The organism is Nocardioides sp. NPDC000445, assembly GCF_040300245.1.
Lineage (GTDB): Bacteria > Actinomycetota > Actinomycetes > Propionibacteriales > Nocardioidaceae > Nocardioides.
The window spans coordinates 26,163-40,274 of the sequence record NZ_JBEPDH010000008.1 but is presented as its reverse complement, the minus strand read 5'-3'; the positions used below and the strand labels follow the sequence as shown (position 1 = coordinate 40,274).

The 14,112-nt window shown below is 70.1% G+C and carries 14 protein-coding genes; 13 read left to right on the top strand and 1 reads right to left on the bottom strand.

The features are described 5' to 3' along the window. The first annotated feature begins 34 nt into the window (after nt 1-34). The 12 genes from ABT304_RS12415 (at nt 35) to ABT304_RS12360 (ending at nt 12,130) form a co-directional block, all read left to right on the top strand. Nucleotides 35-604, top strand: coding sequence for a hypothetical protein (locus tag ABT304_RS12415; RefSeq protein WP_350715528.1), 570 nt, complete (start codon nt 35-37; stop codon nt 602-604). Beyond that, nucleotides 601-1,767, top strand: coding sequence for an efflux RND transporter periplasmic adaptor subunit (locus ABT304_RS12410; protein ID WP_350715526.1), 1,167 nt, complete (start codon nt 601-603; stop codon nt 1,765-1,767). Before ABT304_RS12415 ends, ABT304_RS12410 begins: the two co-directional genes overlap by 4 nt. Continuing rightward, nucleotides 1,760-2,449: an ABC transporter ATP-binding protein gene (locus ABT304_RS12405; protein WP_350715524.1), complete on the top strand. Its 690-nt coding sequence runs from the start codon at nt 1,760-1,762 to the stop codon at nt 2,447-2,449. Before ABT304_RS12410 ends, ABT304_RS12405 begins: the two co-directional genes overlap by 8 nt. Beyond that, complete coding sequence (locus ABT304_RS12400; RefSeq protein WP_350715522.1) at nt 2,446-3,657, top strand: ABC transporter permease; 1,212 nt, start codon at nt 2,446-2,448, stop codon at nt 3,655-3,657. Before ABT304_RS12405 ends, ABT304_RS12400 begins: the two co-directional genes overlap by 4 nt. Before the next feature lie 207 nt (nt 3,658-3,864). Further along, a complete protein-coding gene (gene groL / locus ABT304_RS12395) occupies nt 3,865-5,499 on the top strand; it encodes a chaperonin GroEL (RefSeq protein ID WP_160026878.1) in 1,635 nt (544 codons plus the stop codon). 204 nt (nt 5,500-5,703) lie between these two features. Then, the gene (locus ABT304_RS12390; RefSeq protein WP_350715520.1) at nt 5,704-6,735 is read left to right on the top strand and encodes an alpha/beta hydrolase family protein; all 1,032 of its coding nucleotides are present in this window, start codon (nt 5,704-5,706) and stop codon (nt 6,733-6,735) included. 287 nt (nt 6,736-7,022) lie between these two features. Next, a complete protein-coding gene (locus ABT304_RS12385; protein WP_160026880.1) occupies nt 7,023-7,598 on the top strand; it encodes a hypothetical protein in 576 nt (191 codons plus the stop codon). Between the two features lie 2 nt (nt 7,599-7,600). Next, nucleotides 7,601-8,143 (top strand): nucleotidyltransferase family protein, encoded by a 543-nt coding sequence (locus tag ABT304_RS12380; RefSeq protein WP_350715862.1) that lies wholly within the window; start codon nt 7,601-7,603, stop codon nt 8,141-8,143. Between the two features lie 73 nt (nt 8,144-8,216). Then, a complete protein-coding gene (locus ABT304_RS12375; protein WP_350715518.1) occupies nt 8,217-9,095 on the top strand; it encodes an AAA family ATPase in 879 nt (292 codons plus the stop codon). Then, on the top strand, nt 9,092-10,195 hold the full coding sequence (locus ABT304_RS12370; protein ID WP_350715517.1) for a vWA domain-containing protein: 1,104 nt from the start codon (nt 9,092-9,094) through the stop codon (nt 10,193-10,195). The genes ABT304_RS12375 and ABT304_RS12370 overlap by 4 nt, the downstream gene beginning before the upstream one ends. Then, nucleotides 10,188-11,309, top strand: coding sequence for an XdhC family protein (locus ABT304_RS12365; protein WP_350715515.1), 1,122 nt, complete (start codon nt 10,188-10,190; stop codon nt 11,307-11,309). The genes ABT304_RS12370 and ABT304_RS12365 overlap by 8 nt, the downstream gene beginning before the upstream one ends. Before the next feature lie 35 nt (nt 11,310-11,344). Then, complete coding sequence (locus tag ABT304_RS12360; protein WP_350715514.1) at nt 11,345-12,130, top strand: TspO-related membrane protein; 786 nt, start codon at nt 11,345-11,347, stop codon at nt 12,128-12,130. Nucleotides 12,131-12,163: 33 nt separating this feature from the next. Here ABT304_RS12360 and ABT304_RS12355 read toward each other — a convergent pair whose 3' ends face one another. Continuing rightward, entirely contained in the window at nt 12,164-12,622 is a 459-nt protein-coding gene (locus ABT304_RS12355) for a GNAT family N-acetyltransferase (protein ID WP_350715512.1), read from the bottom strand. A 151-nt stretch (nt 12,623-12,773) separates the two neighbouring features. Between ABT304_RS12355 and ABT304_RS12350 the strand changes: the two genes are divergently transcribed. Continuing rightward, nucleotides 12,774-14,000 carry a transcriptional regulator gene (locus ABT304_RS12350; RefSeq protein WP_350715510.1) on the top strand — a complete coding sequence of 409 codons (1,227 nt, stop codon included), beginning with the start codon at nt 12,774-12,776 and terminating at the stop codon, nt 13,998-14,000. Nucleotides 14,001-14,112 lie beyond the last annotated feature (112 nt).

Here is a 14,112-nt window from a genome sequence, read left to right as displayed (position 1 = left end):
TCCGAAGGACGGACGAGACGATCAGGAGGACCAGATGCAACGGATGACCGTGGCGATCGGTGCCGCGCTGTTGGCGATCACGCTGGCTGCGTGCGGCGGCGGCGCCGACGACGGTGGCGTGGCCACCCTCAGCGACAAGGACGCCGACAGCTCGGCGAGCCCCTCGGCGAACGCCGAGGACGTCGAGCAGCAGTGGCTCGACTTCGCGGCCTGCATGCGGGAGAACGGCGTGGACATGCCCGACCCGGAGTTCACCGAGGACGGCGGCGTGCGGATCCAGGGGCAGGGCGGCAAGGGTGCGATGCCCGACCCCGAGGTCCGCGACAAGGCGATGAAGGCGTGCGAGGACAAGCGTCCCGAGGGCGGCATCGGAGGTCCGCGTGACCCCGAGGAGGTCCAGGAGATGCAGGACCGCGTGCTCGAGTTCGCCGCGTGCATGCGGGAGAACGGCGTGAACGTGCCCGACCCGGACTTCAGCGGCGGCGGCGTGATGATGCGGATGCCCGAGGGCATCGACCCCGAGGACCCGAAGGTGCAGGCCGCGGAGAAGAAGTGTGCCGAGGAGTCCGGCATGGACGAGATGCGGAAGGGCGGTTCCCAGTGAGCGCCACCCAGAAGGACGTCGACACCGAGACCAACGCCCCGGGGACGGCGCCGGAACCGAGGCCGGCCGAGTCCCGTCCGCCGCGTCGCCGCGGCCGGGGCCGGACGGTGCTGGTCGGCGCCACCGCGCTGCTGGTGGTCACCGGGCTCGGGGTCGCCGGTTTCGCGGGCTACACCCGCCTGCTCGCCCCTGCCGAGGGGGCAGCGGAGGAGGCGCCGGCCTCGAGCACGGCGACCGTGGAGCGGCGTACCCTCGCCGACACCGAGCAGGTCAGCGGCACGCTGGAGTACGACGCCTCCTTCGACGTCGTCAGCTCCGCCCAGGGCACGCTCACCGAGCTGCCGGAGGAGGGCAGCGTCCTGGAACAGGGCGATGTGGCGTACCGCGTCGACGACGTGCCGGTCATCCTGCTCACCGGGGCCACCCCGATGTGGCGGCCCCTCGACCTGGGCTCCGAGGACGCCAAGGACGTACGCCTCCTGGAGCGCAACCTGAAGGAGATGGGGTACGACCCAGGCACCGTCGACAAGGACTTCACCGAGTCGACCCAGTCGGCGCTCTACGACTTCCAGTCCGACCACGGCCTGGAGGAGACCGGTACGGCCGACCCGGCCGACTTCGTGATCACGCCGGGAAAGATCCGGATCGGGGCGCACAAGGCGACGCTCGGCCAGCAGGTCGGGCCGGGCGGTGGCGCGGGGCTCTACCAGGCCGCCAGCACCGACCAGGTCGTCGCGGTCGGCCTCGACCCCGACTCCGAGGCGCTCGCCAAGGTCGGCGCCGCGGCGACCGTGACCCTGCCCAGCGGCAAGGAGGCGAAGGCGAAGATCACCTCGGTCGGCGCCCTGGAGCAGTCGACGGGCAACGAGGGCGAGACGACCTCGGTCATCCCGATCACCCTCACCCTCGACGATCCGAAGCTCGCCGAGGGGATGAGCCTGGCCACCGTGTCGGTCGACCTGACCAGCGAGACGAAGAAGGACGCCCTGGCGGTGCCGGTCACGGCCCTCGTTGCTCTGGCCGAGGGCGGGTTCGGTGTCCAGAAGGTCACCGGAGACACCGAGACGCTCACCGGCGTCGAGGTCGGTCTCTATGCCGACGGCTACGTCGAGATCACCGCAGGGCTGGCCGAGGGCGACACCGTGGCGGTGCCCGATGAGTGAGCGCACGAGCGTCCTGGAGATGCGCGACGTCCGCAAGAGCTACGGGGACCTGGAGGTCCTCCATGGCGTGAACCTGCAGGTCGGCGCCGGGGAGCAGGTCGCCATCGTCGGCCCCTCGGGCTCGGGGAAGTCGACCCTGCTACACATCGTCGGCACCCTGGAGCGCCCCACCAGCGGGGCGGTGGTGATCGACGGGTACGACACCACCGACCTCTCCGAGGCCGAGCTGGCCGGGCTGCGCTCGCACCGTGTCGGGTTCGTCTTCCAGAGCTTCCACCTCATCGACGGGCTCTCCGCGACCGAGAACGTCGCCCAGGGCCTCCTCTACAGCGGCGTACGCCGCCCCGAGCGCATGCGCCGGGCCCGCGAGGTGCTGGAGCGGGTGGGCCTCGGGCATCGGCTCGACCACGACCCGCGGATCCTCTCCGGCGGCGAGCGACAGCGGGTCGCGGTCGCGCGGGCGCTGCTCAACCGGCCGGCCATCGTCTTCGCCGACGAGCCCACCGGCAACCTGGACAGCCACTCCGGCGAGGAGGTGCTCAACCTCTTCGACGAGCTTCACCGCGACGGCACCACGATCGTGGTGATCACCCACGAGCACGAGGTCGCCGCCCGGATGGCCCGCCAGGTCGAGATCCGGGACGGCCTGATCACGCACGACTCCCAGGTGGTGGCCGCATGAGCCGCCGGCGTACGCGGGTCGAGCCGTCCCGGGTCTCGATCGCCGACCAGGCCCGCGCCGGAGGAAGGGCGCTGCGGGCGCGCAAGCTGCGCAGCCTGCTGTCCGCCTTCGGCATCGCGATCGGTGTGGCGACCGTCGTGGCCGTGCTCGGCATCTCCCGCTCGTCCCAGGCCGACCTGCTCGAACAGCTCGACTCGCTGGGGACCAACCTGCTGGAGGCCAAGGCCGGCCAGGGATTCGGGATGGGCGGTGACACCGCGATGCCGCAGACCGCGGCCGTCCAGGCGCGCAACATCGAGCCCGTCGAGAACGTCGCCCAGGTCACCGACCTGTCGGCCGTTCCGCTGCGCAGCTCGCTGGCCGACCCCTATCGTACGAACGGACTCTCGGCGAAGGCCGCCACCCCCGACACCCTCGCCACCCTCGCGGGAGAGATGGCCGAGGGCCGGTTCCTCGACGCAGCGGTCGACGACTTCCCGGTCGTCGTGCTGGGATCGGTCGCCGCGGAACGGCTCGGGATCACCTCGGTCGGGAGCGGGGTCTCGGTCTGGATGGACGGACGGGCCTGGCAGGTCGTCGGCATCATGGAGCCGCTGCCGCTCTCTCCGGACCTGGACCGGGCGGCCCTCGTCGGCTACGACGCCGCGGAGGTCTATCTCGACGACGAGCTGGACCCCTCGCTGCTCTACGTGCGTACGGCACCGGACGCGGTGGACGCGGTCAGCGGCGTACTCGCGGCCCAGGTCAATCCCGAGGCACCCGAGAACGTCGACGTCTCGCGGCCCTCCGACGTGATCGCCGCCAAGGCGGCGGCCGAGGACGCCTTCACCTCGCTCTTCCTGGGCCTGGGCGCGGTCGCTCTGCTGGTCGGTGCGGTCGGCACGGCCAACGTGATGGTGATGTCGGTGCTCGAACGGCGCCGGGAGATAGGCCTGCGCCGGGCACTGGGTGCCACCGGACGCCACATCCGTACGCAGTTCCTGGTCGAGGCGGTGCTGCTCTCCCTGGCCGGCGGGGTACTGGGGGTGCTGGCCGGCGCCGTGGTCACCTTCGGGTACGCCCGGTGGAAGGCGATCACCTTCGCGATGCCACCGGAGTCGGTCGGCTACGGCCTGGCCGCGGCGCTCCTCATCGGCATCCTGGCGGGCGTCTACCCGGCCGCGAGAGCCGCGCGGCTCTCGCCGACAGAGGCGTTGCGAGCGGCATGACCGGCACCCGTCGGCGCTTGCACTCGCAGGGGTCGAGTGCTAAACATGAGGCTGGCACTCTTACCATGAGAGTGACAACAACCGGACCGGTGACGTTGAGGCGTCGCGAGCGGCAGGGAAGGGTTCTGCCGGGAGTGGCGTCGTCCGTCGCGGGCAACCCATCGGACCGGATCCAACGAACTTCCCAAGTGAAGGATCGCAGGAGCAATGCCGAAGCTCATCGCTTTCAACGAGGAGGCCCGTCGGGGTCTGGAGAAGGGTCTCAACACCCTCGCCGACGCCGTCAAGGTCACCCTCGGTCCCAAGGGCCGCAATGTCGTGCTCGAGAAGAAGTGGGGTGCCCCCACGATCACCAACGATGGTGTTTCCATCGCCAAGGAGATCGAGCTCGAGGACCCCTACGAGAAGATCGGTGCCGAGCTGGTCAAGGAGGTCGCGAAGAAGACCGACGACGTCGCCGGTGACGGCACGACGACCGCGACCGTTCTCGCCCAGGCGCTGGTCCGCGAGGGCCTGCGCAACGTCGCCGCGGGTGCCAACCCGGCCGGCCTGAAGCGCGGCATCGAGGCGGCCGTCGACGCCGTCTCCGAGCAGCTGCTCGCGCAGGCCAAGGACATCGAGACCAAGGAGCAGATCGCTGCTACCGCCTCGATCTCCGCTGCTGACACCACCGTCGGCGAGATCATCGCCGAGGCGATGGACAAGGTCGGCAAGGAAGGCGTCATCACCGTCGAGGAGTCGAACACCTTCGGGCTCGACCTCGAGCTGACCGAGGGTATGCGCTTCGACAAGGGCTACATCTCGGCCTACTTCGTGACCGACCCGGAGCGTATGGAGACCGTCCTCGACGACCCGTACATCCTGATCGTCAACTCGAAGATCTCCTCCGTCAAGGACCTGATCCCGGTCCTGGAGAAGGTCATGCAGACCGGCAAGCCGCTGGTCATCCTGGCCGAGGACGTCGACGGCGAGGCTCTCTCGACGCTGGTCGTCAACAAGATCAAGGGCACCTTCAAGTCCGTCGCCGTCAAGGCTCCGGGCTTCGGTGACCGCCGCAAGGCCATGCTGCAGGACATCGCGATCCTCACCGGTGGTCAGGTCATCTCCGAGGAGGTCGGCCTCTCCCTGGAGACCGCCGGCATCGAGCTGCTCGGCCAGGCCCGCAAGGTCGTCATCACCAAGGACGAGACCACCATCGTCGAGGGTTCGGGCGACCAGGGTCAGATCGAGGGCCGGGTCAACCAGATCCGCGCCGAGATCGAGAAGTCGGACTCCGACTACGACCGCGAGAAGCTCCAGGAGCGCCTCGCCAAGCTGGCCGGCGGCGTGGCCGTCATCAAGGTCGGCGCGGCCACCGAGGTCGAGCTCAAGGAGCGCAAGCACCGCATCGAGGACGCCGTCCGCAACGCCAAGGCTGCTGTCGAGGAGGGCATCCTCGCCGGTGGTGGTGTCGCGCTGATCCAGGCCGCTGCCGCTGCCTTCGAGAAGCTCGAGCTCGACGGCGACGAGGCCACCGGTGCCTCGATCGTCAAGGCCGCCATCTCGGCGCCGCTGAAGCAGATCGCCATCAACGCCGGCCTCGAGGGCGGCGTCGTGGCGGAGAAGGTCGCCGGCCTCCCGCAGGGCCACGGCCTCAACGCCGCCACGGGCGAGTACGTCGACCTGCTGGCCGCGGGCATCATCGACCCGGCCAAGGTGACCCGCTCGGCGCTGCAGAACGCCGCGTCGATCGCCGCGCTGTTCCTCACCACCGAGGCCGTCGTGGCCGACAAGCCGGAGAAGGCCGCCGCTGGTGGCGACCCGACCGGTGGCATGGGTGACATGGGCGGCATGGGCTTCTGAGTCCGTCCCGCTAGCGCCACGAGAGGGCCCCTTCCTTCGGGAGGGGCCCTCTTTGCGTTTCGGTGGGGAACGTTCCTTCGTCAAGGTATGCAGGGAAACGACCGCTTCCCCGGCGGACCTCCGCAGGGGAAGCGATCCTTCGGCTGCATACCTTGACGAAGGAACCGCACGCCGCCCCAGGATCACCGGGCTACGCTCGACGGCATGAGGCCGAAGGCGATGGCGGCGCTGGCGATCTCGGCCGTGCTTCTCGCCGGGTGTGGTGGTGAGCCGACCGCCGCGCCGTCGTCTCGGGCAGCGAGCCCGACGGCCCCGTCGGCGCCTGCGACGCCGTCACCGAGCCCGTCGGAGACGCTGCCGCCGGTGACCGACAAGGTCTCGCTCCCGCAGCTGATGCGAGAGGACTTCCCGGGCGGGGAGGTGAAGGTGCTGCGGGAGGCGGGGAGCACGGATGCCTACCGGCGCTTCGAGGTCAGCTACCCGAGCGGTCCGCTGACGATCACCGGGGTGCTCTTCCGGCCACGGGGCGCAGGGCCGTTCCCCGGGGTCGTCTTCGCGCACGGCCACATCGACACCGACATCTACGTCACCGGGCAAGGGCTGATGCGGGAGCAGGACCGGCTGGCGCGGGCAGGCTTTGTCGTCCTGCACACCGACTACCGCGGTCACGCCGGATCGTCCCCCATCCCGGAGGGAACCGAGGAGGACGAGAGCCGGCTCGGCTACACCCGGGACACCATCAACGCCGTCCAGGCGATGAAGCGACTTCCGTACGTCGACCCCGACCGCACCGCGCTGCTCGGCCGCTCCATGGGTGGGGGAGTGGTGATGAACGCGCTGGTCGCCCAGCCAGGGCTGGTGCGGGCCGGGGTGACGTACGCGTCGGTCTCCTCCGACATCGTCGACAACATCAACCGGTGGGCGGTGCCGTCGCGGCCCGACGAGGTGGCCCGGCTCTATCGGCAGTACGGCGATCCCGAGACGGAGCCGGAGTTCTGGGATGGGTTGTCGGCGCGGACGTACTTCGACCGCATCGAGGTCCCGGTCCAGATGCACCACGGGACCAATGACGAGTCCTGCCCGATCCGGTGGGCCTACACGACCCGGGACCTGATGGAGACCGCAGGTGTGCGCCAGCGGCTGTGGGTCTACCCCGGCGAGCAGCACGCCTTCGGGCCGCAGTGGGACCTCTCGATCCGGCGGGTCATCGGGTTCCTCGATCGTCATCTGGCATGACCTGACCAGGCGATCAGGAGGGGCCCAGCGGTCCCATCCTATTGGGGACTTTCGACACTGTCTCGACAACAGCTCGGTAACGCAACATTGGTGCTCCACACAGTGGCCGACTGCGGGGAAGCGTCTGGATCTGGGGGGCTTTGAAGCCCAAGGGAATATCCGGGTGAAGTTCTGCAGCGGCGGGCGGGGTCAGGGCTCTTCGAAGCCAGGGCCCCGCCTGCGTGTGTCGACCCGAGTGTGTCCGACGGGTCCACAGATGCCGCCCAGTGATGAGGCATGATGTTGGCATGAGCATCGACGTCGAGCCGAAGACCGGGATGCAGCCGCCGCGGTCACCGTGGCGTTGGGTCGCAGCCGTGATCGCCGCCGCGGTCGTGCTCGTCGCGATCGTCGCCTCCTTCGGCCTGCTCAGCTCCGACGACACTGCTGAGGACCCCGATGCCGCACCTCCGTCGCCGACCGCGACGGTCACCGAGACCGCGCCGGTCCCCTCGTCATCCGCTCCTGCCGGAGGCGCCGGGGCGACCGAGCTGACCGTCGTCGCGGACGCCGCCCGTTGCATCCCGCCGACCTCGAAGTGGCTCTCCCAGAACGCCGCCCTCGCCTTCGAGGGCACCGCGGAGAGCGTGACCGAGAGCGAGGCCGTGCTGCGGGTGAAGACGTGGATGTACGCGGACGGCGTCGGTGGCACCGACACCGTCCGGATCACGCTGCCCGCGCCGAGCACGATCCCGATGCCCGAGTTCGAGAAGGGCAAGAACTACCTCGTCGCGGCCAAGGGTGATGCCAAGGTCATCGGCTGTGGCTACAGCGACGTCAAGAGCGCGAAGCTGCAGAAGCTCTACACCGCCGCGTTCAAGTGACGATGGTCGCCGGCCTGCTTCTGGCCGCCGGCGCGGGTCGGCGGATGGGCATGCCCAAGGCGCTGGTCGACGACTGGCTGGTGCGGTCGATCGAGGTGCTGCGTGAGGGCGGCTGTGACGACGTACTCGTCGTCCTCGGCGCCGCCGCCGACGAGGCGCGGGCGTTGCTCCCGGCCGATCAGCGGGTCGTCGTCGCCGAGGACTGGGACGAGGGGATGGGAGCTTCGCTGCGGGTCGGCCTGGGTGCGCTCGGGCCGGATGCCGAGGTGGCTGTGGTTCATCTCGTGGACCTGCCGGACGTGGGGCCGGATGTGGTCTCTCGGGTGCTCTCGTCAGCCTCGACAACGGGCCCGACCCCGGGGCTGGCGCGGGCGGCGTACGCCGGGGTTCCGGGTCACCCGGTGCTGATCGGGCGCGACCACTGGGCAGGGGTCATTGAGGCAGCCGTCGGCGACCAGGGCGCGCGGGGCTACCTGAAGACCCACGACGTACGCCTGGTGGAGTGCGGCGACCTGGCGGGTGGGAACGACGTCGATCGGCGCTGAACGAAAATTCGTTCGTCCCCTCATAGGAGGTTGTCCAACCCTGAGCCAACGCTTCGCGTTCTAGGCTCAGGTCATGGACCTGACGCCCCAGGAGATCGCTGACCGCCTGGCGGCGACCGGATACCTGGCCGACCCGGAGCTGGCGACGGTGACGTTCCTCGCGCTGCGGATGCAGCGGCCGCTGCTGCTCGAGGGTGAGCCCGGGACCGGGAAGACCGCACTCGCGGAAGCGGTCGCCGAGGCGCTCGACCTGCCGCTGGTGAGGCTGCAGTGCTACGAGGGGATCGACGCCACCCAAGCGCTCTACGACTGGGACTTCGCCCGCCAGATCCTGCACCTGCGTGCCCTGGAGGCCGCCGGAGGCGCGGGGGAGGTGGAGGAGGCCGAGAAGTCCCTCTACGACGAGCGGTTCCTGCTCGCCCGCCCGGTGCTGGCCGCGCTGCGCCAGGCTCCGTCCGTACTGCTCGTCGACGAGGTCGACCGGGCCGACGACGAGTTCGAGGCCTTCCTGCTCGAGGTGCTGTCCACCTACCAGGTGACGATCCCGGAGTTCGGGACCGTAGCGGCAACGGTCCCACCGGTCGTCGTGCTCACCTCCAACCGCACCCGCGAGCTCCACGACGCCCTCAAGCGCCGCTGCCTCTACCACTGGATCGACCACCCGGGCCTGGCCCGCGAGATCGAGATCGTACGCAGCCGGGCCCCCGAGGTCGCCGACGAGCTCGCCCGCCAGGTGGTCACCGTCGTCCAGCAGCTGCGCGGCGCCGAGGGCGCGAACGCTCTGCTCAAACCCCCAGGCGTCGCCGAGACCCTCGACTGGGCTCGCGCCCTGCACCACCTCGGAGTCGCCGAGATGGACCTGGAGAGCGCCGCCGCCACGCTCGGCGCGCTAGTCAAGCACCGCGAGGACGCCGACCGCGTCCGGGCAGCACTGGACCGGCTGCTGGCATGACAGCACACGACGCTCCCGAGATCTTGCTCGGCTTCACCCGAGCGCTCAGAGCGGCCGGGGTGCAGGTGACCCAGGACCGCGCCCACGGCTTCCTGCAGGCGACCGCGATCCTCGACGCCGGCGACCCGACCGCCACCTACACCGCCGGACGGGCCACGCTGTGCGCCGGCCCGGACGACCTGCGCCGCTACGACCAGGTCTTCGAGGCCTGGTTCGGGTCGACCGCGACGCTGCCGGGACCGCAAGGCCCGCCGCGTACGGTCTCGGTCACCTCCACCCTCCCCGAGACCGAGCCGCAGGAGGGCGAGGGAGAGGGCGAGGAGACCGACGACCTCATCAGGGCGCGGGCCAGCGAGATCGAGACCCTGCGTCATCGCGACGTCGCCGACCTCGACCCGGCCGAGCAGGAGCGAGTGGCAGCGCTCATCGCCCGGCTGCGCCCCCGGGCGCCACGTCGGAGGACGCCTCGGCAGGACCCCTGGCGGCGAGGGCGCGTCGACGCCCACCGCACCCTGCGGGCCAGCCTGCGACACCTCGGCGAACCGGCCGGGATCCACTACCGCAGGCGTGGCGAGCGGCCGCGTCGCGTCGTGTGGCTGATCGACGTCTCCGGATCGATGAGCTCCTACGCCGACGTGCTGCTGCGGGTCGCCCACCGGGTGAGCTCGACGAGCCCGGCCAACGCCGTGTTCACCATGGGGACCAGGCTCACCAACGTCACCCGCGCGCTGCGCCACCGTGACCCCGACCGTGCGCTCGTCGCGGCCGGCGAGACGGTGCCCGACTGGTCGGGCGGGACCCGTCTCGGTGACGACCTGCAGGCGTTCCTGCGGCGACACCAGGGACTGGCCAGAGGCGCGGTGGTGGTCATCGCGAGCGACGGCTGGGAGCGCGGCGACACCGCGCTCCTGGAGGAGCAGGCGGCCAGGCTGCATCGCCTCGCCCACCGCGTGGTGTGGGTCAACCCACACCGTGGCAAGGTTGGATATGAACCACTGCAGCGAGGCATCGTCGCGGTGCTGCCGCACGTGGACGACTTCGTCGCCGGACATTCCCTGGCGACGTACGAGGATCTGGTGGAGGTGATCGCGCGTGCGTGACGTACTCGACGATCTGATGAAGTGGTGGGAATCCGGCGAGACCGTGGCGGTGGCCACCGTGGTGGCGACGTTCCAGTCAGCCCCTCGGCCGCCGGGCGCCTCGATGCTCGTCGGTCCCGACGAGAGTGCGGTCGGCTCGGTCTCCGGAGGCTGTGTCGAGGGCGCCGTCTACGAGGTCGCCCGCGAGGTCGCCGAGACCGGCGTCCCGGAGCTCAACCGATACGGCGTCTCCGACGACGACGCCTTCGCAGTCGGGCTGACCTGCGGCGGCATCCTCGACGTCTTCGTCGAGAAGGTGTCCCAGGAGACCTTCCCGGAGCTCGGCGAGCTCGCCGAGGACGTACGCAGCGGCAGCCCCGTCGCCCTGGCGACCGTCATCGAGCACCCAGACCCCGAGATCCTCGGGCGCCGCGTCCTCATCCGCCCCGAAGGGGTCAAGGGGTCGCTGGGCAGCGCCCGGATGGACGACGCCGTCCACGACGACGCGCTCGGCCTGCTCGCTCACGGCACCAACCAGACACTGTCCTATGGGATCGACGGCGAGCGCCGCGGCGAAGGCATGCGGGTCTTCGTCTGGTCCTTCGCGCCCAAGCCCCGGATGCTCGTCTTCGGGGCGATCGACTTCGCCGCCGCCGTCGCTCGCGTCGGTGCGTTCCTCGGCTATCACGTCACCGTCTGCGACGCCCGCCCGGTCTTCGCGACCAACTCCCGCTTCCCCGAGGCCGACGAGGTCGTCGTCGACTGGCCCCACCGCTTCCTGACCCAGGAGGTCGAGGCCGGCCGCATCGACCAGCGCACCGTGATCGCCGTCCTCACCCACGACCCGAAGTTCGACGTACCTCTCCTCGAGGTCGCCCTCCGTCTCCCCGACATCGCCTACGTCGGTGCGATGGGCTCCCGCCGCACCCACGACGACCGTCTCGCCCGCCTGGTCGACGCCGGTCTCACCGAGGAGGAGATCGCCCGGCTGAGCAGCCCCATCGGCCTCGACCTCGGCGCCCGTACGCCGGAGGAGACCGCCATCTCCATCGCCGCCGAGATCATCGCCGGCCGCTGGGGCGGCTCGGGCGAGCGCCTGGCCACCACCACCGGACGGATCCACGAAGATCGTTAGGCAAGATTGCGATCGGATCTTGCTACGGTCGAAGGGTGAAGAGAACATGGCAGCTCGGTAATGTTCTGGCTCTCGTCTTTGCGCTGGTGGCCAACTTCCTGACCGGTGCGCAGATTCTCGATCTGCCGCCGATCGGCGAGATATCGGACAGGTACGCCACGTACCTCACACCAGCCGGATACGCCTTCTCCATCTGGACCCTCATCTATCTGCTGCTGATCGTCTTCGCGGTCTACCAGGCGAGGGACCTGCGTGATCCGCGCGATGACAACCAGATCCCGCAGCTGCTCGGGCCGCTCTTCATCGTCGCCAGCATCTGCAACGGGCTGTGGACCTACGTCTTCGTGCAGGAGTGGGTCGGCCTCTCCGTCGTCGTCCTGCTGACTCTCACCGCAAGCCTCTACGCCGCGCTGTGGCGCCTCGGAGTCGGCACGAAGCGGCCGACCACCAAGGACTTCCTCATGGTCTGGCTGCCGCTGATGCTCTACACGGGATGGGTGACCGCGGCGAGCATCGTCAACATCGCGACCTACCTCGACTCGAGGGAGGTGACGGTCAGCCCACTGGCCTCGATCGTGGTGATCGCGGTGCTCACCGTCGCTCTGCTCACGCTCCTGTTCGCGCGCAACCTGCGAGAGCTGCTGTTCTCCTGCGCCTGGGCGCTGGCCGCGATCGGCCTCCGCCAGATTCAGCTGTCGCAGAGCACGCCGGTGGCGATCGTGGCGCTGGTCTGCGCCGGGATCCTGATCCTCGCGATGCTCGTCCACGCGATTGCTCGCGGACTGTCGTACGACGGCCGCCCCGAAAGCGCTCCCGCCTGATCGTCGACGGGCTGAGCGGTCGAAACGGGCGCGCTACAGCTCTTTCTCGTAGTAGAGCGCCCGCGGACCGGAGCCGCGCCCCTCGTGGTTGTCGAAGCCGAACTTCTCGTACAGCGCACGGGCCGAGATGTCGTCCTCGCTCGTCCCCAGGTCCATGTACGTCGCGCCGCGGGCCTTCGCCTCGTCGATGATCGCCTGCAGCAGGATGGTGCCGAGGCCGTGCCCGCGCCGGTCGGGCACGATGTAGAGCTCGGCGAGGTAGGCCTCGAGCTCGTCGGCCGTGGTCTGCAGGCGGAAGCGGGTGATGCCGTGGCCGACCGCGGGGTCGCCCATCAGCATCACGGTCGTGTCCCCACCCTCGACGAGCCGGCTGAAGTGCCGGGCGAGCTCGTCGGCGGGCGGGGCGGGGTAGGCGTACTCGGTGTTGAAGTCGACCTGCAGTCTGGCCGCGGTCTCGAAGTCCGCCCAGGTCGTGGCTGTGCGCGTGGTCATGCACCCACTGTGACACCGCCGCCCGAACGCTGCGGCGCCTGCGATCGGAGTGCGTACGGAGCGGGTACCGCCGAGGGGATCGTGAGGCACGTCACAGGGTGCTACCTTGGCAGAACCGAGCCTCAATGGGCCGAGCTCCAAAGGGGGAGTGATGGTTCGTAGCGATCTGCAGGAGCGCCGCATCAGCGCGGCGCGGGCGTGGACCGCCTTCGTGGAGAGTGGCGATGCCGCCGAGGACTTCGTCCGCCCCGAGATCCTGAGCAGCTGGACGCGCTCGGCGACGACCGTCAGGACGGACGTACGCGAGGCGCCGCTGGCCGATGAGGACGAGACCCGCGAGATGTGGCGCGGCTCCCCGCTCCAGGTGGCGGTCGAGCGAGTCGAGGAGGAGCTGCGGTGCACCGCCGACGACGGTGACCTGGTCATCGCGGTGACCGACCCCGACACCCGGGTGCTGTGGACGTACGGCGGCCGGGTGATGCGGCGGAAGGCGGAGTCGGTCAACTTCGTGCCGGGCGGCCGCTGGGACGACGAGAGCGCCGGCACCAACGCGCTCGACCTCGCCAACCGCACCAACTCGCCGTCGATGGTCTTCGGCCCCGAGCACTACGCCGAGGTCGTGCACAACTGGGTCTGCTGGGCCGCGCCGCTCCACGACCCCGTCACCGGCAAGCACCTCGGTGTCCTCGACCTCTCCACCACCTGGGACCGCACCCACCCGATCGGAATGGCCACCGCCCGGGTGATGGCGCGGCTCATCGAGAGCGCGCTGCCGAAGATGCCGACCCAGCGTGACAGCGACGAGGCGATCGAGCAGCCAGGGCTGGTGCTGACGCTGCTCGGCACCGCCGAGACCTGGCTCGACGGGCAGCGGCTGCTGCTCAACCGCCGCCAGACCGAGATCCTCGCCCTGCTCGCGCTCCACCCCGAGGGCCTCTCGCTGGAGCGGCTGCACGCGATGGTCTACGGCGACCAGGCGGTCACCTTCTCCACGCTCAAGGCGGAGGTCTCCCACCTGCGCCACGCCCTCGGCGGCCAGGTCGCATCGAGGCCCTACCGCCTGCTGATGCCGGTGGTGACCGACGTCGAGCAGGTGCTCGCCCTGGTCCGGCACGGCCGCGTGGCCGCTGCTGTGGAGGCGTACGGCGGTGATCTCCTGCCCGGCACCAACAGTCCCGCGCTCGCCGAGATGGCCGAGTACGTCGCGGTCGCGCTGCGCGAGGCGCTGATCGCCGACCCGCAGCCCGACGCGGTGCTGAGCTACAGCGAGCTGGCTCCGTACGACACCGAGGTCGTCGACGTCTGTCTGCGCCACCTGGGCGGCAGCGCGCATCCCGCGTTGCCCCTGCTCAGGGCACGCCTGGCTGCCAGCCGCTGACCAAGAACGGGTACGCCACCCGAGCAGCCAACCGACGCCCAACCCTGCGCGTCCTAGTGTGATCTGGCCCACACAGCTTTCCACTAGAACAGTGACGTCTGGCAGGGAGACA